The organism is Mechercharimyces mesophilus (genome assembly GCF_059818345.1).
Window position 1 is genome coordinate 96,724 of the sequence record NZ_JCBAPH010000002.1, and the last position, 19,473, is coordinate 116,196.

The 19,473-nt window shown below is 43.6% G+C and carries 18 protein-coding genes and 1 tRNA gene; 6 read left to right on the forward strand and 13 right to left on the reverse strand.

Going from position 1 to position 19,473, the window contains the following annotated elements:
- Positions 1-52: 52 nt before the first annotated feature.
- A complete protein-coding gene (locus AC6RGY_RS08175; RefSeq protein ID WP_499861613.1) occupies positions 53-1,900 on the forward strand; it encodes a M14 family metallopeptidase in 1,848 nt (615 codons plus the stop codon).
- Positions 1,901-2,088: 188 nt separating this feature from the next.
- On the opposite strand, the gene AC6RGY_RS08180 is transcribed toward AC6RGY_RS08175, so the two are convergent.
- Positions 2,089-2,622 (reverse strand): hypothetical protein, encoded by a 534-nt coding sequence (locus AC6RGY_RS08180; RefSeq protein WP_499861617.1) that lies wholly within the window; start codon positions 2,620-2,622, stop codon positions 2,089-2,091.
- Positions 2,623-2,824: 202 nt separating this feature from the next.
- Between AC6RGY_RS08180 and AC6RGY_RS08185 the strand changes: the two genes are divergently transcribed.
- On the forward strand, positions 2,825-4,195 hold the full coding sequence (locus tag AC6RGY_RS08185) for a DUF1254 domain-containing protein (RefSeq protein ID WP_499861620.1): 1,371 nt from the start codon (positions 2,825-2,827) through the stop codon (positions 4,193-4,195).
- Positions 4,196-4,292: 97 nt separating this feature from the next.
- Here the strand turns inward: AC6RGY_RS08185 and speD are convergent, their stop codons facing one another.
- The 4 genes from speD to AC6RGY_RS08205 form a co-directional block, all read right to left on the reverse strand.
- Entirely contained in the window at positions 4,293-4,706 is a 414-nt protein-coding gene (gene speD / locus AC6RGY_RS08190; protein WP_499861624.1) for an adenosylmethionine decarboxylase, read from the reverse strand.
- Positions 4,707-5,133: 427 nt separating this feature from the next.
- Positions 5,134-5,904 (reverse strand): enoyl-ACP reductase FabI, encoded by a 771-nt coding sequence (fabI, locus tag AC6RGY_RS08195; protein ID WP_499861628.1) that lies wholly within the window; start codon positions 5,902-5,904, stop codon positions 5,134-5,136.
- A 76-nt stretch (positions 5,905-5,980) separates the two neighbouring features.
- Positions 5,981-6,346 carry a DUF2512 family protein gene (locus tag AC6RGY_RS08200; protein ID WP_499861633.1) on the reverse strand — a complete coding sequence of 122 codons (366 nt, stop codon included), beginning with the start codon at positions 6,344-6,346 and terminating at the stop codon, positions 5,981-5,983.
- Positions 6,347-6,484: 138 nt separating this feature from the next.
- A complete protein-coding gene (locus tag AC6RGY_RS08205) occupies positions 6,485-6,874 on the reverse strand; it encodes a hypothetical protein (RefSeq protein WP_499861637.1) in 390 nt (129 codons plus the stop codon).
- Between the two features lie 151 nt (positions 6,875-7,025).
- Here AC6RGY_RS08205 and AC6RGY_RS08210 point away from each other — a divergent pair, with 151 nt between their 5' ends.
- On the forward strand, positions 7,026-7,337 hold the full coding sequence (locus AC6RGY_RS08210; RefSeq protein WP_499861640.1) for a DUF1811 family protein: 312 nt from the start codon (positions 7,026-7,028) through the stop codon (positions 7,335-7,337).
- A gap of 165 nt (positions 7,338-7,502) precedes the next feature.
- Positions 7,503-7,673 carry a hypothetical protein gene (locus AC6RGY_RS08215; protein ID WP_499861642.1) on the forward strand — a complete coding sequence of 57 codons (171 nt, stop codon included), beginning with the start codon at positions 7,503-7,505 and terminating at the stop codon, positions 7,671-7,673.
- Between the two features lie 113 nt (positions 7,674-7,786).
- On the opposite strand, the gene AC6RGY_RS08220 is transcribed toward AC6RGY_RS08215, so the two are convergent.
- Positions 7,787-8,755 carry a 4-hydroxy-3-methylbut-2-enyl diphosphate reductase gene (locus AC6RGY_RS08220; RefSeq protein WP_499861644.1) on the reverse strand — a complete coding sequence of 323 codons (969 nt, stop codon included), beginning with the start codon at positions 8,753-8,755 and terminating at the stop codon, positions 7,787-7,789.
- 194 nt (positions 8,756-8,949) lie between these two features.
- On the opposite strand from AC6RGY_RS08220, the gene AC6RGY_RS08225 reads away from it, so the two are divergent.
- Complete coding sequence (locus AC6RGY_RS08225; protein ID WP_499861646.1) at positions 8,950-9,561, forward strand: hypothetical protein; 612 nt, start codon at positions 8,950-8,952, stop codon at positions 9,559-9,561.
- A 65-nt stretch (positions 9,562-9,626) separates the two neighbouring features.
- Here AC6RGY_RS08225 and AC6RGY_RS08230 read toward each other — a convergent pair whose 3' ends face one another.
- The 5 genes from AC6RGY_RS08230 to AC6RGY_RS08250 form a co-directional block, all read right to left on the reverse strand.
- A complete protein-coding gene (locus AC6RGY_RS08230) occupies positions 9,627-10,598 on the reverse strand; it encodes an NlpC/P60 family protein (RefSeq protein WP_499861649.1) in 972 nt (323 codons plus the stop codon).
- A gap of 109 nt (positions 10,599-10,707) precedes the next feature.
- Entirely contained in the window at positions 10,708-11,799 is a 1,092-nt protein-coding gene (locus AC6RGY_RS08235; RefSeq protein ID WP_499861652.1) for a Ger(x)C family spore germination protein, read from the reverse strand.
- Complete coding sequence (locus AC6RGY_RS08240) at positions 11,796-12,893, reverse strand: GerAB/ArcD/ProY family transporter (protein WP_499861654.1); 1,098 nt, start codon at positions 12,891-12,893, stop codon at positions 11,796-11,798. Before AC6RGY_RS08240 ends, AC6RGY_RS08235 begins: the two co-directional genes overlap by 4 nt.
- A gap of 16 nt (positions 12,894-12,909) precedes the next feature.
- On the reverse strand, positions 12,910-14,400 hold the full coding sequence (locus AC6RGY_RS08245) for a spore germination protein (RefSeq protein WP_499861657.1): 1,491 nt from the start codon (positions 14,398-14,400) through the stop codon (positions 12,910-12,912).
- A 186-nt stretch (positions 14,401-14,586) separates the two neighbouring features.
- Positions 14,587-16,704, reverse strand: coding sequence for an SBBP repeat-containing protein (locus AC6RGY_RS08250; RefSeq protein WP_499861660.1), 2,118 nt, complete (start codon positions 16,702-16,704; stop codon positions 14,587-14,589).
- Between the two features lie 506 nt (positions 16,705-17,210).
- Between AC6RGY_RS08250 and AC6RGY_RS08255 the strand changes: the two genes are divergently transcribed.
- Positions 17,211-17,537, forward strand: coding sequence for a hypothetical protein (locus AC6RGY_RS08255; protein WP_499861664.1), 327 nt, complete (start codon positions 17,211-17,213; stop codon positions 17,535-17,537).
- A gap of 291 nt (positions 17,538-17,828) precedes the next feature.
- Here AC6RGY_RS08255 and AC6RGY_RS08260 read toward each other — a convergent pair.
- Positions 17,829-17,904, reverse strand: a tRNA-Ala gene (locus AC6RGY_RS08260).
- A 361-nt stretch (positions 17,905-18,265) separates the two neighbouring features.
- Entirely contained in the window at positions 18,266-18,709 is a 444-nt protein-coding gene (locus AC6RGY_RS08265) for a DUF2834 domain-containing protein (protein WP_499861669.1), read from the reverse strand.
- Positions 18,710-19,473 lie beyond the last annotated feature (764 nt).

The following is a 19,473-nucleotide window of genomic DNA, read 5'->3' on the forward strand; positions in this document are numbered from 1 at the left end:
TTATGAATCTAGCCCTCATCCAAGCCCGAATCTTGTATGGGAGGCGAATCGTTTGGGAAAAGCGCGTTGGCTCATTGCGATGATCGTCATGTTGACACTACTCAGTGTTCCACTGCTATCCAATAACCTGATCGCAGAAAAGACAAAGACAGCTCCAACAGACACGAAAGAAGCAAAAGATGAACGAAAAATGTACCGTGTGGATGGAGTTAGTACCAAAGAACAGCGAAGTGCGATTGCACAGACAGGGGCAGTGATCGAAGAAATTGGTAAAGATTATGTGATCATCTTTGCTCACCCACTTGAATATCAACAAATTCAGGAACTTCAATTCTCAGCGAGCGAACTCATGGATGCGTTTGATTTCCCCCCATCTGATTCCGATTTTCACAACTATGATGAAATGGTCAGTGAAATCAACGCCGCAGCAAGCAATCATCCGGACATCGTAGAAAAGTTTAGCATTGGCCAGTCCCACGAAGGACGTGAACTCTGGGCCGTCAAGATTAGTGACAACCCGTCGCAAGATGAAGACGAAGCTGAAGTTCTCTATACAGGCTTACACCATGCTCGTGAACATTTGACCGTTGAGATGACACTTTATCTATTGGAACTATTCACGGATAATTACGGCTCCGATAGCGAGATCACGAACCTGGTTGACTCCCGTGAGATCTACATTGTCTTCAATCTCAACCCCGACGGAGGAGAATATGATATTGCCGACGGCAGTTATGAAATGTGGCGTAAAAATCGTCAGCCCAACTCTGGCTCTTCCTATGTAGGAACCGACCTCAATCGAAACTATGGTTACAAGTGGGGATGTTGCGGGGGGTCAAGTGGCAGCCCGTGGAGTGATACCTACCGCGGAACAAGTGCCTTCTCCGCTCCCGAAACAGCCGCTATACGTGACTTTATTGAAGGTCGGGTGATCGATGGCGAGCAACAGATCACATCCTTGGTTAGTTTCCACACCTACAGTGAGCTTATCTTGTATCCCTATGGTTACACCTACACGGATGTCCCCAGCGACATGAGTCAAGATGACCATAATGTATTTGTCACGATGGCCGAAGCAATGGCGGATACCAACGGCTACGATCCACAACAAAGTAGCGACCTCTATGTCACCGATGGGGATATGACAGACTGGGCCTACGGGGATCAAGGGATCTTTGCCTATACCTTTGAAATGTATCCCACCAGCTCCAACCCCGGATTTTATCCAGATGATGAGGTTATCGATGAAGAAACGGAGCGCAACCGTGAAGCGATTCTCTATCTGACCGAACAAGCAGATTGTCCTTACCGCGTCATCGGGAAAGAAAATCAGTATTGTGGAGATGATGGAGGCGGTGATTCTGAAGTCGTCTACGAAGATGATTTTGAATCCAATAAAGGGTGGACAACCAATCCCGATGGTGAGGATACGGCTACAACAGGAAATTGGGAACGTGCCAATCCAGATACGACCAGCTACAGCGGTCCCAAACAACTGAAGGCCTACAGCGGGAATAATGACCTCGTCACAGGTGCAGATGGAGGCTCTTCTGTCGGTAGCTACGATATTGACAATGGTGATACTTCCATTCGCTCACCTGAAATCACGCTACCTGCAGATGGGGATCTCACTTTGTCTTTTGCCTACTATCTCAGTCATTACTCCAATTCAAGTAGCGATGACTACTTCCGTGTTCGAGTCAAGGATGGAAATAACCTTACCACCATCTTTGAAGAAAAGGGAGAATCACGCGACCAAGACGCTGCGTGGTCCAATCAATCCATCGACCTCAACGACTTTGCAGGAAAAACAATTCAGATTCAAATCGAAGCTTCCGATGCTGGAAGTCCCAGCTTGGTCGAAGCTGCTTTCGATGACATGAAAATCGAGAAAAAATAGTCTCTTAATAAAAGAAACTTAGCGCCCTACAGTGTGCTCCATACTGTAGGGCTTTTTCATGACTGAAGATGAATACTGGTCGCCACATACCTTTCCACCATTCAGGATAATCTAAGGATGCTCGCATTAACTCGTTTCAACTTCTGCTGGGACATCGAGGAATCAGGTTAAGATTTTCTATAATTTTCTTAGGCTCTCCTGGGAAAGAGGAAATAGCTGATGGTGATAGCAAGATCAATCATGAGTACAACAGCCCACAGCTTCAGGGTAGCGAGCATCGCCTCTGTACGGATAGTATCATTTACAAGAAGAATGGCACCATAAAATAGCCCTCCACCGATCAGGAAAGCTATGAGATGCCGGATCCATCCCTTAAAATAATGAGTAGCATACTCCATACCAGCTCTTTTTTTGGGTCGCTCTCCTGTTTTCATCACGTAATATTGAAAGTGTTCATCAGCCCATGCAATCATTTGTTTTCCATAGGCGATCGAAATACCGATATAGACCGCAGCGATGGCATGGGCGACTGTGGCCGTGGCTCCGCGATAAAGATCGATGCTTGTGATGATGAGCAAAAAGAGATCAATTAAGGGTGTAATTGCTAGCAAGATCATTCCTAGCTTTTTTTTCTTCAATAAGTAACGCGTCACCAGTCCTCCTGCGATAAAAACCCAGAATAAGACTTCGCATGTGACAATAATCCAAGCGATAAAATTCAATAGAGATCACTCTTTTCAGACTTTTTACAGGATGCCAACATCATACCATGCCGCTTTATGCAGATGCCACCTATCGTGTCATCAGACCTCGATTTGGAAAGAAAGAGACATCTCATCCGATTCTAAGCAACTTCACTTTTCAAAGGAAGAGTGGTAGGAGTTCAAAATCTACACGGTAGGAGACGCTCACAGGAGGACCTTCATGATGGTACGCAAAACAACCTATACGTTCCTTCTCTTCATCTGGTTCATGATGACTGCTCTCCCTTTTCCCACTGGAGTAGCGGAGCCAGCAGCAGAAGACCTAGTGGAATACACAGAGGAAGCAAGCGCCTTTCTCCTGGGTGTACAAGCTTATATCTATGGCTATCCCCTTGTGATTATGGAGCAAACCAAACAAAAGCTAGTAGAAACACGTGCCCCGATCAATCAGTTTTATCACTCCAAACAATTAGCACGGCCAGGATATGATGACATTATTTCTCCAAATGCAGATACCCTCTACTCCTCCGCCTGGCTAGACCTCTCCGAAACACCTGTCCTATTAACGATTCCGGCAAATCCAAGTGACCGCTATTTCACTGTGCAAATGATGGATATGTACACCAATACCTTTCGAAATGTTCCTGAAATCAAAGCCACTCCTTCAGAAAAAGCGTATGTGATCACTGGTCCTGATTGGCAGGGTGACCTTCCTGAAGGGATACCCGTCATTCAATCACCTACAAATTCTACCTGGCTATGGGGACGAACAGAAGTACGTGGACAAGAGGATCTCGCTGATGCGGTTACCTTTAGTGAACAGATCACCGTTCATCCACTAGAAAAATATTGGGGAACTGCCCCAGTGATCGAGGTGCCTGATAATGTGCTCAGTTCCCTCTCCTTTTTTGAGGTGATGACCGAGGTCATGGCACAAAATCCACCCCCGGCTTCACAAGATTCCTTGATTACAACGTTCGAGAAGATCGGCATCAATCTAGAGGAAGGATTTGATCCCGATCAATTAAGCGATGCGACACGCACAGGGTTAGAACGAGCAATCAACACTGCTCCCACAGTTATTCAATATAGTTTTCCTCTCTTTCTAGAATCGACAAACAACTGGGGATACTCCGGTATCATCGGTACTTATGGAGAGCATTATCTGGCACGAGCTTACATTACCTACTCTGGCCTAGCTGCCAATGTCCCAGAAGAAGAGACCTATCTGCGCACCTATATCGACGAACGTTATCGGTTCTTGGAAGGGAAAAACGCTTATGTCATTCACTTCGATGCAGATGAGCTACCCAAAGTAGAAGGCTTTTGGACAATCAATATGTATGATGAAAGCATGTACCTCGTTCCTAACGAGCTCAATCGATACTCCATCGGTAGCAACACAGAGGAACTTCAATACAATGCCGATGGTTCACTGGATATCTACATTGGTCAAACCTCTCCTCCAGGCCAACAATCCAATTGGCTCCCTGCTCCTGAGGGCAGATTTAATCTTATTGTTCGCCTTTTCAAACCCTCGCTCTCCCTGCTGGAAGACCTCACTTTTCCTCCAATCGAAAAACAAGGGTAAACGGACCTGCTTTTACTATATAAAATGTAAAAACCGCCTAAGAGCATAGAGGTTCTTAGGCGGTTTTCTTCTATTTCTACTATCTATTTATGGTTCTTTATGCTAATTCAATCATACGTTCTTGTCGGTTATCCAATTCTGGTTGGACCAGCTCAATCGGCCCTTGTCCTCGACGCATGCTTTTTTCAAAAATTTGTTTAGGCCGTAAAATATCAACCATATACTTAATGGCAACAGCGGGATCAACATCATACCCACAGGTGTAGCAATCTAACGCGGCAAACCCTCGCTCCGGATACGTATGAATGGAGACATGGCTCTCTGATAATAAGAGCAAAACCGTCGCTCCCTGTGGATCAAATTGCTGAGCTTGAGCGGACAAAACCGTCGCTCCACATTTCTCTGCTGCTACTCGCATATGCTTCTCTAAAAATGAGGCATCGTTGAGCAGATCAAAATCGACACCCCATGCATCCAGGGCCACATGACGTCCGAAAGTGGAAAATTCCATCGCTTTCGGCCCCCTTCCTAGGAAATATTTGGAGTGAGCCAATATTCCTCTAGAATCTGCTCGTTCACCACGGGGGAAGGTTAGTCCGGTGAGGTCCCAACCCTTTAAGTGAATCTTGGATCCTTTTTGATGATAGAATGCAGTAGGTGCATTCCTTTTTTAGTATGATTGCAGTCTGTTTCTTATAATCTCATACAAAAGCTCACGCAGTCCAACTTATCATATTTTCATAGAAAGATCAACTGTAATTCCCAACCATGCTATGAGTATGAGCAACCCCGCTATAATCGTCATCTCTTAATTATAATGCTCGTCAAACCGTAGAAAGAGATCTTATAAAAAAAAGGGATCATGCTAAGAACAAGAGGCGTGATCCTCCACCACCTGTTCTCTCACAAAACCCCTGCAACGTACCATTCATTCTATCCTACAGCCCTACCAGATTAAAACCATTATCTACATGAATCACTTCTCCCGTAATACCACGTGAAAGTGGACTAGCTAAGAACAGAGCTGTATCCGCCACCTCTTCCACCTCTGTCGGTCGTCTAAGAGGTGCTTTTTCTTCCATAATTTTTAATATGCTGTTGAAGTCCTTCACTCCACGCGCCGCTAGCGTACGCAGTGGTCCAGCCGAAATGGCGTTTACGCGGATGTTCTCTCTCCCCAAGTCTTCTGCCAAATAGCGCACGTTCGTTTCCAAGGCAGCTTTCGCAATGCCCATCACTTTATAATTAGGAATAACCCGTTCCGCTCCCAAATACGTCATGGTGATGATGCTGCCTCCATCTACCATAAGAGGCTTCGCTGCGCGTGATACCGCAATGAGGGAATACGCACTAATATCTTGTGCAAGAGCATACCCTTCTCGTGAAGTGTCTAGAAAGTTTCCTTCTAAATCCTCTCCCTTGGCAAAAGCAATACTATGAAGCAACCCATCCAAGCGACCCCACATTTCCTTGACTTCAGCAAAGGCAGCTGTAACCTGCTCGTCTGATGTTACATCACACTCAATCAAGGGGGCGCCTGGCATCTCGTCATCCACTAAGCGCTTCACATTTTTCCCCAGTCGTTCACCTTGGTACGTAAAAGCAACATTTGCTCCAGCTCCATGCAATGCTTTGGCTATTGCCCATGCGATGCTCCGTTTGTTCGCCACTCCCATAATGAGGTAATGCTTTCCTTCTATCTTAAACATGGAAAAACCCCTCTCTCGAAAGTTAGTACCTGATACTAATTATCTCAAGCGTAGCGAAACCAATCGAAATTGTCAATCAGAAGATACTAACAAACTTCATTTTGGAGGAGTGATCGCGAAGGAGAAAGCGATGAACCACCATCTCAAAGCACCCAAAAAGCACACCTAGCATACAAGCAGAAGAAAAGCGAACCCGTGCATTGGTAAAGAAAAACTGCGAAAGCCAGATGATTGTAATCATAAACAGTGTACCGAAAAGGGTGGCACGTCGATTTCCCAAAGCCGGTAAAATCCATTGATCAGCATAGTGACCCACAATAGCAAACAAGCCACCGATGGCCACTGGCTCTTTCCATCCCATAAATCGTACTCCTTGACTTCTCCTGGAGAAGAGAAGGAGTATACTGGAGAATACAATCCACTTCATCCATCCATTCACCATTCATCCCTCCTTACGATTCTCCCTTAAGTTGCCCCAAAAGGAGGAAAGCACACAAAAAAGAAGCCACCCGAGTAGCTTCTAATATGTGTATGTTTATTACTACATTATGTAAATTAATGAATTTTCTATTTTGGTGGATTACCAACCAGCTTGCGGATGTCGTCGAAGAGAGATATCCCGTAACAACATCATTTCTCCTTCCTCTTTTTCCATTTCCTGAATCTCTCCAGCTAGTAATAAGAAACAAAACTTTTCATATGCCCGTCCATCTTGCAATAATCTCCCCGCATGATCTTTTGGAAAGGCAATTGCCCATTCAGTCTCATCTGACAGGCGAAAGCAAAACAAATAGGCGTCCGATTCATGGTCGTACAACCAAGCAAACTCAAAGCCGTCTGCTCCCCAATGAAATTGATCCTTCCACTCAGGCAAGGATAAAATAAGGACATTCTCCTCCGACAATTCAGCCCAAGCGCCATCTTCTGGAACATATGCTTCTTTTACCTGTGGTATATATCGGTTTGACATGCTCATCCCCCTCACGTTTCTTCCTGTCTCTCATTGTAACACAAGCCCCTTGCGAAACAGGGGCGCTGAAAGAGAGATGTATCTCCAAAACCTTCGTGGTAAACTACAGATAGGAACATACAGAATCAACCTCGTCGTGGAGAGTGAAAGCATGCAATTTTATGGACAAATGCCACATAAAGAATTAAAAGAAGAAGTGAATCGATTGAAACAAGAAGAATGCTCCATGCGTAAACAAAACCCCGGACAAGCAGAAGTGATTCGACAACAACGCTACTTCGCTCTCTCTTATTTAATCGATCAGACAACCATTCGACTTCAAACTCCTTATCACTTGAAAGACGATGAACGTCTTTTTACTGTTCAGTACCTCAATGGAATCATGGCTTGGGGTTACTGGGAGGGAGAGAACCAACTGCAGGCGATTCCCCTCGGTAGACTAGAAACAACCGATAACCAATAGATTTCTTCCTACACTATGAGTCCAAGGTCAGCGATGCTGGCCTTTTTGTCTTGCCATGTACGCTACTATATGTGGCCAAGTTCTCCTCCTCCATTGGACAATCGCAGGCCAAAAAGAATAGAGAATATGTTTTTGGACAATACTGAACAGCAGGAGGTGTCACACATGTACTACGTCATCCGTGACTCAGAACAGATTAAGCCCACCATTCTTCATGAAGATCATTACTTCGAATGGTATAACCCGATGAAAAAAGATCATCGTGTCGAGTTTCGTGGTTCGATGAATCAGTGTTATGACTATGTATCCATCCGCTATCCCACTGCGGCTCAATAAATGGAGTTTCTTTCTTTGTTCATACTTTCAGAATTGTATACCACTAATAAAAAAAGCCATCCCGCTCGGATACAGGATGGCTTTTTGGCTGACATAACCTAGGGTGTTCCTGGTTATTTACGCGCCGTTCTTCGTTCCATGTTTTTCTTCCGTACTGGCGGAAGGAGCTTTTTCTTATTGATCGTCCGCTCTGGTTCCCATGTGCTGGGATCTTCCTCATCAAATTGCTCGATAAATTGAATGACTTCTCTTGTAACAGGTGTCGGAGTAGAAGCACCAGCTGTTACAGCCACTTTCGTTTTTCCCCGTAACCATTCCGGCTGGATTTCTGTCACATCAGCAACGCGATAAGCCTCTACATCTGCAATCTGTTGCGAAACTTGTGCTAGGCGATTGGAGTTATTGCTACGTGGATCACCCACGACAATGACGAGGTCATTGCCCGTTGCCTGTTCAGCCACGGCCTCCTGTCGCTCCTGTGTCGCCATACAAATTTCCTTATGCGGATCTGCAAAGGGATATTTTTCACGGATCTTGATCATTAAATCCATCGTATCCCATTGACTCATCGTCGTTTGATTGGTGATCATGATTTTGTCCGCTTTGATGTCAAGGGCATCTACATCCGCTTCCGATTCCACCAGATGTACTTTTCCAGGTGCCACTCCCAAAGCGCCTTCCGGTTCCGGGTGTCCTTTTTTTCCAATATAGACCACTTCATACCCTTGATTTACTTTGTCCAAAATCAAATCATGTGTGTTCGTTACATCCGGACAAGTGGCATCAATACATACCAGCCCTTTTTCTTCCGCACGTTGACGAACTTCCGGTGAGACTCCGTGTGCTGTAAAGATGACTGTCCCTTGCTCGATTTTTTCCAATATCTCTAGGCGATTCGGCCCATCTAACGTAACAATCCCTAACTCCTCAAATGCATCCGTAACATGTCGATTATGCACAATCATTCCCAAGATATATATCGGGCGAGGAAGATCTGGATTGTCTGCCGCTTGCCGGGCAATCACCATGGCATCTACCACACCGTAACAATACCCACGTGGGGCGATTTTTACTACTTCCATTCAAACTTCCCCCATCCTATCCGGAGACATTCTCTTTCATTATATATCATCTGGGGGGTTCATCACAAACCATCCTCATCTTTACTAGGTAATCGCCTGACCTTCTTTTAGGCTAGTTTATCTCGCACCTACCTACAGGCTCTCATCATAAGATACAGTGTGTTCACCTACGAAAACCGAACGGGAGTGAAAATATGGAAAGAGAAAAAAAGAAAAAATACCCGATGCCAAAGAAACCAGAAAAAGAACCTCCTATGCAATATCCTTACCAACCCCAACCTCAGCCTCAGCCGTGCCCTCCTTGTCCGCCTTGTCCACCACCACCAGCCGAGAAACCACGTGAAATGCCACAAGAAGAGCGCATGGAATGTCCTCCGATGCCTCCTATGATGCAAGATCCGTGCATGTATGATCCATGTATGTATGATCCGTGCATGCATGACCCGTGTGCCATGCCGCCGATGCCTATGCCACCGATGTCTATGCAGCCGATGCCTATGCAACCAATGCCTATGCAACCTTATCAAGATCAGTGGCAAGGTGCCCCGCAAAGACCTACGGATCACTCAGATCAGGAACAGATGATGCCTTTCATGGATCAGAATCAAATGATGCCCTTCATGGATCAGCAACAAATGATGATGCCACAAATGGACCCAGAATCTGTGAAATACATGTATCGCTATATGAAAATGTGCCACAGCATGGAACAACTCGTTATGGAATATAACATGAAGCGAATAGGAAACTGGCAAGGTGGCGACTGGGATGGAACCAGATGGGGTGGCTGGGAAGGTCCTCGCTAAGGTACAAAGAAAACCTCCCCACGTGCAGGAGGTTTTCTCACCTTTTTTTCTTTTTTGGCGATAATTTAGTGAATGACTCGACGACCACTCACGTAGTGTTTATTCCAGTAGCCACTGGCAATGGTAGCAATCTTGACACCTGATCCGTAGTTTTGCGCAGAAATCATATTCCCATCCCCAATATAAATTCCCACATGGGAAATACCCTTCCCAAAGTATATGATATCTCCTATACGCAATTGATCATAAGAAACATAAGTTCCTACATTCTTTTGTGCAGAGGAAGAACGCGGAAGCGTGATCCCCACATTTCTGTATACATATTGCGTAAAGCCGGAACAATCAAACGAATGAGGGCCCTCTGCTCCATGCTGGTAAGGAGTACCTAAATATTTTTTAGCATTCGCAACCACACGCTCAGCAGTTGATTTCCAATTTCCGTCACTAGCCGCTTTTTCTTCTGACGATGGAGTATCTGACCCCTCCAGACGTGCCTCGTCATCTTTACTTTTTTCTTTCTTATCAGAAGAGGCTAGTGTCACACCCGTTTTGTTCTCTGTCTTGTTTGAAAGGGAATCTGTCGCTTCTGCTAATACGGTCTCTTTCGGTTTGGGAATCAAATTAATCGCATGGCCAACGTAGATCAGGTTCGCACTTTCCATATGAGGATTCATCTCTATCAAGTGATTTAGGCTAAAATTTTTCTCACGAGCTAGCTTCCATATCGTGTTTTTCTCTTGCGAAATGGCATTCTTGGTCTGGTCCCCTTCTTGGTTAGGTTCACCAACAAACAATTGATCTCCGGGGAAAATCAGCGTCGTTGCTAACTGATTCTGTTCCATGAGTTCTTCTACAGATAAATGATTCTTACTGGCAATCCTCCAGAGAGTATCATCCTCGGTCACTGTATGGACATTTTCCGTTGCTTCTGCTCCATCTGGTAGCGTCATAGTCGCCGCTACAAGCGCTCCGGTAACCACCCCTACTTTCTTCCGCAAGTGTCCATCATTCCCTTCGCCCTTGTTAAATGAAAACAATGACCCTCCTTCTTATGTATGCAGGTTACTTTTTTTTATTCCTTTCCCTCTCCCGTTCACCTTGTTTCACGATGATCTCTTACATCCATGATTCGTTTGTTCATTTTCTTTATTCAATCGCACCCGTGCTCATGATATCGACTTTCACATCTAGTTCTATTTCCGCCTGGGCATACTGCTTATACCACTTCTTCACTTCCCATCCATTCCATTGATTTCGCGCTTTTTCTCCGAAGCCGAGAGGGTCTATTCCCTTCTCTATAAAGGATTGAATCATGGACTCGCCCCCCTCTTTTAATTGTTTTTCCAGCTCTGAGGTCATTTCTTCTTGTAACTGATCGTTCAATTCTCCATCTGCATATTCAATCAGAGTTGCTTTTATTGCCAGTTCCCCTCTAATTTTCGGCTTGTGATCAGGGTGATTGGCTTTTTCAATCTGATAACGGATCGATGATCCATTGTTTTGAATGGTCGCATGCCCCTGGTCACTAAGAGCGAATTCATAGGTCCCATTATTTACTCCTTCGTATAGCAAACTAAACAGATACAAAGACTCTGAATCCAATTTACCTACGTATTTATCATCCTGAAAGAGAGCCAATCCTATGATTTTGGCACTCTCTTCAACCGTAGTTAAGATTGGCAAGAACGGATCTGCCCCATCTTCATGGTACGCATAGCCAAACGTATGAATATTACTCCGTGGCAGATAGCCAACCTCCATGTTTTGCAAAACCACTTTATCTAAGTACATTCCAATATCTTCTGATCTGGCGTATTCCCCACTAAGCAGTTCTTTCATATCTCCTTCTACGATTGCCAGGTGTGCACGGCTACCCACACTAGGCTCTCGCAGAAAACTATCCAACAAGTTGTTCAAGCCCTTCTTGGCTAATCTTTCACTAAAAAGAATCATCGTCAGCTTCCCAATAGCAAAGGGGCGCTCCAATTCGCTACTAAGTTTGTGGCGAAGTCCTTTACTCGTGTCGGCTGTTGCTGTGATGACCTTCCGGTTGAGTGATTGATCCGGTTCAAACGTTGGGGCAGAAATGGTAGCCTCGTATTGCCCCCCCTCCTTCTTCTCCGCCACATCATACCCAATCGCAAAGAGGAGTTGAACTTCATCCACGATTTCCATCTTGACCCTACCAATGAAGAGAAGAAGTAAGATGATGGAGATCCAAATGGCCGTTTTTCTCATTCCTTCCTCCTCCATCCCTTTTTCCCTATCACCCAAACAAACAACAAAGGGATATAAATGTAAATAAGGTAAAACCCAATATAGTCCAGCCACATATTTAAATTATTGATCGTCGTACGATCTTTCGCCCATCCTGTCAAGAACAAGCAGACAAGTAGCAACACGATCAATGTATTGCGTTGTTTTATCCCCAGCACTTTCTTTCCAATCCGACTTGCAGACCATAAGGACGTACAGATATTGGGTAATATTCCACTGATCCAAGTCGCTACTGCTAAGTATTCAAAGCGTTCAATAAAGGGGAGTTCCACCATTTTTAATTTATTAATCGAAGACCAAACCGTCTCCGCTAATTCACCCTGACTGTAATACATCGTTGAAGCCGTCACCGCAAAGAGATAGAAAAAGATCGTGGTTCCATTAGCCAAATGAGCCCACTTCCTTGATTCTTGTGGATTTTTAATAAAGGGATAATATATTAGAATCAACTCGAACCCTAAGAAACTGAGGGTATTATCTCGAATCCCTTGATAAAACTCTGCGAACGTATGGTTCAACACTGGAAGCAAGTTATTGGGATGTGCAAACTCATAAGTATAGATCGTCGTAAATACAACCCAAACGGATAGAAGGATGGAGAAATAAGCGATCCCCGTCACGGTGCGAAAGCCACCAGAGATCACATAATAAGCTAAGATAAGAAATACTGCTGCGAAGACCCACACATTTAAGTTTGGAAACACCCAAACTTGGATTACTTCTAAATAGGTACGCAAGACAACCAAGGAGATAAAGAAGCAATAAATCAACCAAAGAAGATTAAAAAAGCTACCTAACCATCTCCCGAGAAGGCGTTCGTGAATTCCCATAACATCGCTTTTTTCTCGATCACAGATGTAAAAGATCATCCATATCAACACATGGACCGAAAGGCCCCCTATTAATACCACTATCCATGAATCATTACCAGCCGACTTAGCTAACACTTGCTCAAATCCCAAAACCCCTACCCCTAATTGGTTTGATATCACCAGAAAAAAGACCAGACCGGGTGAGATTTTATTTTTATCCTTCACTTTGATCAGTCTACACACCCCCTAGCAAAAGGTGTTATTCATCAATATCGAGTAAGTTCTTCCCTGTCGGATCGGGTTTGGGATCAAATCGCTTGGGTTCTTGCGCACGCATATAGCTGGGACGCAAATAATCTCGTGCATAAGAAGGACGAAAAATGGTTTGATTTATGAGATCATGCCAGCGTGGAGGGTATAGAGGGGCCAAATACGGAATCCCAAGCGAGGTGAGACGGATAAGGTGGACAAGATAAAATAACAGACAGATCATCATCCCTATCATGCCCCAAGCAGCCGCAAAGATCAGCAAAGGATACCGGAGCACGCGAATCGTATTCGTCATACGATACATCGGCGAAGTAAAAGAAGCCAATGCGGATAAGGAAACAATAATCAGTAAGACATTACTCGTAAGTGAAGCCTCAACAGAAGCTGTTCCAATAACAATCCCACCCACAATACCCAGTGTTTGTCCAATCTTCGTCGGCATACGTGCCCCCGCTTCACGTAACAGCTCGATTGTAATCTCTAAAAAGAGCGATTCCATAAAAGGATTGAAAGGGATGTTTGAGCGGGAAGAAACCAATGTCGCCAACAAGTCGGTCGGGATCATCTCATAGTGATAAGTGAGGACAGCCACATACAAAGGGGTCGCCACGATCGAAAAGACCACCGAGATCACGCGTATGATTCGAAAGAAGGACCCTACTATCCAAGGGAGATAGTAATCATCAAAGGAAGTAAGGAACCATCCCAATGTTGCGGGAACGGACATCGCATTGGGCGATCCGTTCACCATGAACACCAGCCCTCCGTAACCCAAAATAGCAGCAACACGGTCCGGTCGTTCTGTTTCTAACACTTGAGGGAAGATGGACAATGAATTATCTTCAATAACTTCTCCTAACAAACTAGAATCAGTAAAAATATCATAATTTTGATCATCAATGCGCTGTCGTAATGTTTCTACATACTCTTTGTTCGTCACTCCTTCAATGTGTAGAAGGACCACTTTCGTATTTGAATAAGAACCCACTGTTAATTCTTCTATACATAGTTTGGGATTGGGCACCCGACGTCGAATAAGATTTATATTCGTCTCCAATTCCTCTACAAATCCATCCTTGGGTCCGGTCACACTAAATTCAATTTCCGGTGGCGCAACTGCACGTGATTTACACAACTGTGAGTGAACCAACAATCCGTGTTCATCTTTTTCGTGGAGCTGAATTAAGACAAATCCACATAGCAATTTTTCTTCAATAAGTTTTGGATCATCAAGGATTTGCGTGTTCTCGATAGGGAGCGCTCGCTGTAGCTCTTTTAGATTCCTTGCAATCCCCTTATTCAAGTAGGGGAGAATATCACGATGTAACTGGTTGGGATCAACCAATGTTTTGAAGTAGGAAATCCAATAGGGAAAGGGATCTTGCGCCTGATGATAGTGGATAAAATCAGAGGATTTCGCCAGCTGCTTCAGATGTCCGTGTAACTTCGTTCCACCACTTCGCTTCTTTCGAGACCACACTGCACTTCCCCCTTTTGGGTACGATTCATAGATGCTTCTCCTCTTCTATAGAGTGTCCCAAATTTGGTAAAACATTTATAGAAAATAAAAAACCCTCGAAAGATCGAGGGTTGGAGTTAGCTTATCCCTTCATTTACTTCGTTCAGCCGACTCAATAGAGATGGGAAATGATACGCCCTTGTCCTCCTATTTTCCCACTTCTCCTCCACTTGTTCCTCGGGGTCCTCGTGCTCCTCGCGGTCCTCGTACTCCTCTGGGTCCAGTGGGTCCTGTAGGACCTGGCTCAATGGATGATCCTAATTTAAAAACAAACCCTTGTGAACTAAGAACACTTACCGGCCCAAACGATAATTGAAATGCACCAAAGCTAACAGGAAAATCGGTAGAAAGGGTGAAGCCCGTGAAGTAGGCATTTTGATTTTCGTCTATGGCTGCAGCCAAGCCTTCATCCGCATCATTCCCTCCTAAATACGAAGAGAAAGTAAGTCCCCGTCCAGAATAACTTACTTGTGTAGTAAAAGCGTCCGACACCCCACCCATTCGTTTTTGAAATGCATCCGAGGTAATGGGGAAATTGGTTGAACAAGTACAGCCGGTAACCCAAGCACTTCCAAGAGAATCTACGGCGATACCAAACCCTTCATCATCTAGTGACCCACCTAAATAAGTGGAGTAGAGCAAACGACTTCCTTCGTCATTAAATTTCGTAACAAAGGCATCCAAACTATCTAGAGACAACTGGGTTTGAAACGCACCTTTTGTAACTGGAAATGAAGCAGAGTTTGTAAAGCCTGTTACATATGCATTTTTTGCACCATCCAAATCAATCGCACAACCGCTTGTATTTCCATTTCCTAAGAGAGTAGAGTAGACAAGCGCACTTCCAGTAGCATTCAGTTTCGTCACAAACGCATAAACATTCCCTACCATTGCCACAGTCTGAAAGGCGTTCGGTGTTACCGGGAAATCGAGCGACAATGTGCTTCCCACAACATACGCTTGATTATCCTCATCCAAAACGATACCCCCACTTTGATCCGTATTGGTTCCTCCCAAGAAAGTGGAGTAAATCAACGTAGATCCTCTATCATCAAATTTCGTAATAAAAGCATCGCTCTGGGTTAGCGTAGGACCTACTCCCTTAAAAATCGTCTGAAATGCACCTCTGGTTGTAGGGAAATTAGCTGAGTCTGTACTACCGGTAATGTACGCATTATTAGACGCGTCCAAGGCAATGCCGCGACTAGCCGTCATACTGGCAATTCCTGAACCGCCTATGAATGTAGAGTAAATAAGAGAAGTTCCTGTAGCATTTAATTTCGTCACAAAAGATTGATTGTCTGCATTCTGAAATTGGGTTTGAAAGCTCCCAGAAGTCACAGGAAAGTCAGGAGATGTGGTTACTCCCGTTACATATGCATTCCTCTCATTATCCACCGCAATCGAATTGCCTTCGTCAAATTGGTTCCCGCCCAACAGGGTTGAGTAGATGAGTGAACTTCCTTTTGGATTGAATTTTGTAATAAATACGCTTTCAATTCCGGTATTCATGGTTTGAAAAGCGCCTGTGGTAACAGGAAAATTCGTTGCGGAACGTGTGCCCCCTGTCACATAGGAGTTACCCATGGAATCTACCGCAATCCCACATGAATCATTTCTACTCGTCCCCCCTAAAAAAGTGGAGAAAATAACCAAAGGATCAATAATAAGCATCTTTGTGCGATCATAGGTATCTCCAATATCAAAACCAATGGACCCGTCCTTATAGAGTCGGAATGAACTCTCAACAGAGATTTGTTGTCCTTGCTCTCCTGCTTGATAACTGAGAGGGCGTTCCTCACAAAGTAAGCCATAGGGTGTATAAATGAACAGATCCCCCTCCTCGTTACAAGTAGGCTTTTCTCCTCCTTCATAGCGAAAGCGAACATCCTCCACACAAGCTCCTGGATGAACGACCACATCATACTTTAATCGTTTACCACAATGAGAAAAGTAGAGGTCTATCCCAGGCCATATTCCTTGATAGATCACTTTGTGAGACATTTCTGCTTCGTTCTCGTGTTTGATCATTGAACCCAGCGTCTCCTTAAATTCCTGCATTACTACTCCCTTACAAGGATTGTGGAATCGTAAAAAAAGTGGAGAAACCCCTCTTTTCAACGTTTTATTCAACTCAAAACAGACACCATCTGGTAGAAAAGTGGGATGGAACTCTTGTCCACATGCCACCTGACCATTCCATTTAGATGGACTCTCGGTTGACAATTCTCCCCTATCACATGGCGAATAAATTGATCGCTTCATGTAAATCACCTCTCTATGCATGATAATTACTTTATGCTCATGGAATTTAGAGAGTGAATATAAGGGGTTAGTCCGAAAAATGCGAAAGATCTACCGTTTAGCTTCGTTTAGATTAAGAATTAGCTCCAGGATATATATAAACCCTGCGATGGTCATTGGGAATTCGAATTTAATCAAAACAAAGAGCAACCTCCACCCAAATAAGTTGAGTGTGGTTGCTCTATTCATTTGATCGCTTACTCTCGTCATACTACATCTATGCCTACGATACTTCTATTCCCTGTCAAACTTTTCTCCGCTTGCACCCCGCGGTCCTCTCGGTCCCGTGGCTCCTGCTGGAACGGTGAATCCGAGCAAGTCGTTTATACCGAACCCATTTATTTTTCTACCTATTCCGGTAAAACCTCTTCTATTCTCTATTTCGCTTGTCTAATTTCGGACTAATCAGACGTATACTCATACCAAATCTATTAATCTACATATTCTATTAATTAGGAGGTGAAAAAATGAATATCTTTAAAGAAGCCTTGCTCTGTGTTCAAACAGCCATTACCACAACAGACCCAGGGTCATCCCTGCGCTTTGCATGCATTCTCGATTGTTATGCTGAGTTAGCAAAGAAATTTCAGACAAAAGAATTCCCCGGCAACACACCAGAATTTGTTCAGACGCTCTCCGTGCAACCGGATGGTAAGAACAACTTAAAAACGTTCTTGCTTTTAATTAAGCTTTTACCACCAGAACAATTCCTCTGCATCCCACAAGATGGATCTGCCTCTGAAGTCATTTTTGATGGAAAGCTCATTCCGCTGTCTTGCAATGATGAAGGTTAGGGACTAGAACTTCACCGAATTCCTCAATGTTGAAGAGGGATTCGGTGATATATATTTTTTCGTCCCTCCCATAATCGCCTTCTTGACTGAGTCCCAGCCTTGTTGTTTGGCATACGCAACTCCAAGATTTGAGCATCTCGTCATACTCCGTTAATCCAAACAGGATATGATATCCCTCATACCCTTCTACTTCATTTGAAGCTTCCTATAATTCGGCCCCAACTCGCTGTCCGACACTTCAACAGTGCCGTCCTTCAAACGAAAAAAACCCTGAATTATCAAGGGTTTGGTTGGTGGAGCATAGCGGGCTCGAACCGCTGACCTCTACACTGCCAGTGTAGCGCTCTCCCAGCTGAGCTAATGCCCCATATTATGTTTTCGCCTCAAAACAATGATTTCATTTTACGCTATTATTGATAGAAAGTCAAGAACTAAAACGAGTGCGCTAAAGTCAACTCCTTCTGGGCGTGTGATAAGTTTAACAGCTATCTTGGTAATTTATATGGCTCTGCACATCACCTGCCTGACAAACCATAGCGGCAGGAATAGGATCTACTCCTACCGCAATTTTTTAAGTGGTATTTCCGTCATTTCACTAGGAATAGTGTTCCATCCGTTTCTTTGACGAAGGAATATGAATGTCTCAGTCGACTACTTTGTTATGAATAGTAAAAAATTAGAACATTTATTTCATTGAAGAGAATGAACCAAAAATCGGGTTTTAAAATTTATTCTTCATCTTTGGCATGAACATAAGAATGTCTGAAAAACAAAAATAAAGGAAGGGCAAGGGATAAGCCCACACTAATCAAGGACAATAGACAAAGCAAAATCCATTTCCCATTAATGTTATACTTCCGTGATTCGTTAATCATGAAGAACAAGAAAACAACACAGGAGACAAAGAAATCAGCCGCAAAAAAGGACGATATCTTGTTAGCAAATAACAGATCAAAGAATAAAGCTAAGTTCAATCCATTACTCCCTAGAAATTGAATAAAAAAATAGTATGGAAGAATCGTCCCAATTAGCGCTAGGAATAGGTATAACTTTTTCAGTGTAATCTCCTCATTCCCCATCCAAATTGTTTTTCTAACATACGTAGTTATATTTACATTACCCAAGTGGATATAGTAGCCCTTATTCGATGTCGGCTTTCTTAGCTTATCCATTGCTTCTTATCCATTTTATACATGAGAAGACCGATAAGCAAGGTACTTGGTGTAATTTTCTAAAAAAACATTTAATGTACTCCCTATCGTCCATCATCAGATACGTGCCTTCTGTGCCGAGAAGAGGATCGTACTTTCCATAGGAATCTGTCGTCAGTTAAGGTGCGCACTTTGTCCTTCCGAATCAACTTATGCATCAATATTGATATGAACCTTTGCCCAAGAAAACTGCCATTGACAAGAAGGTAATAGATTACTTAGTTATGCTCACGGCACACTACATCAGTGATCATGCAGTGCACATGCTTAAAGGCTATATGGGAAGCAATGATGATTTGTTTAAGGAGAATTCTTATATGAGAGAGGCTACTAGCACCACGGGTAAATTAAACTATATGTTAAAGAGGTTTTACTGGTATAATGGAAGGGTAGTATTACTATGAAGGTTTTTCATATGCTCTATCTGGAGTGATCAACTGCTGTAATACTTGAGAGAATATTAAGTAAAGAGTATATTTTAGCGCGATTGAAGTTGAACTGGATAGGTTATGGTATAATAATGGTGTGAGTAACGTTGTTTAAATGATATGTCATTATCTAGTCTGCGAAGAATAGAATTATTATTTTAAATTTTATATGTAATATGTAATATACTTGATTAAGTGGATCGATAATGAGTCTCTATTGAAATATACGTTATCTTTTAGAGTGCTTAAATGTTAGTCAATGTATTATGTTCGTGTGTTTTATGGTAGATTATAGTT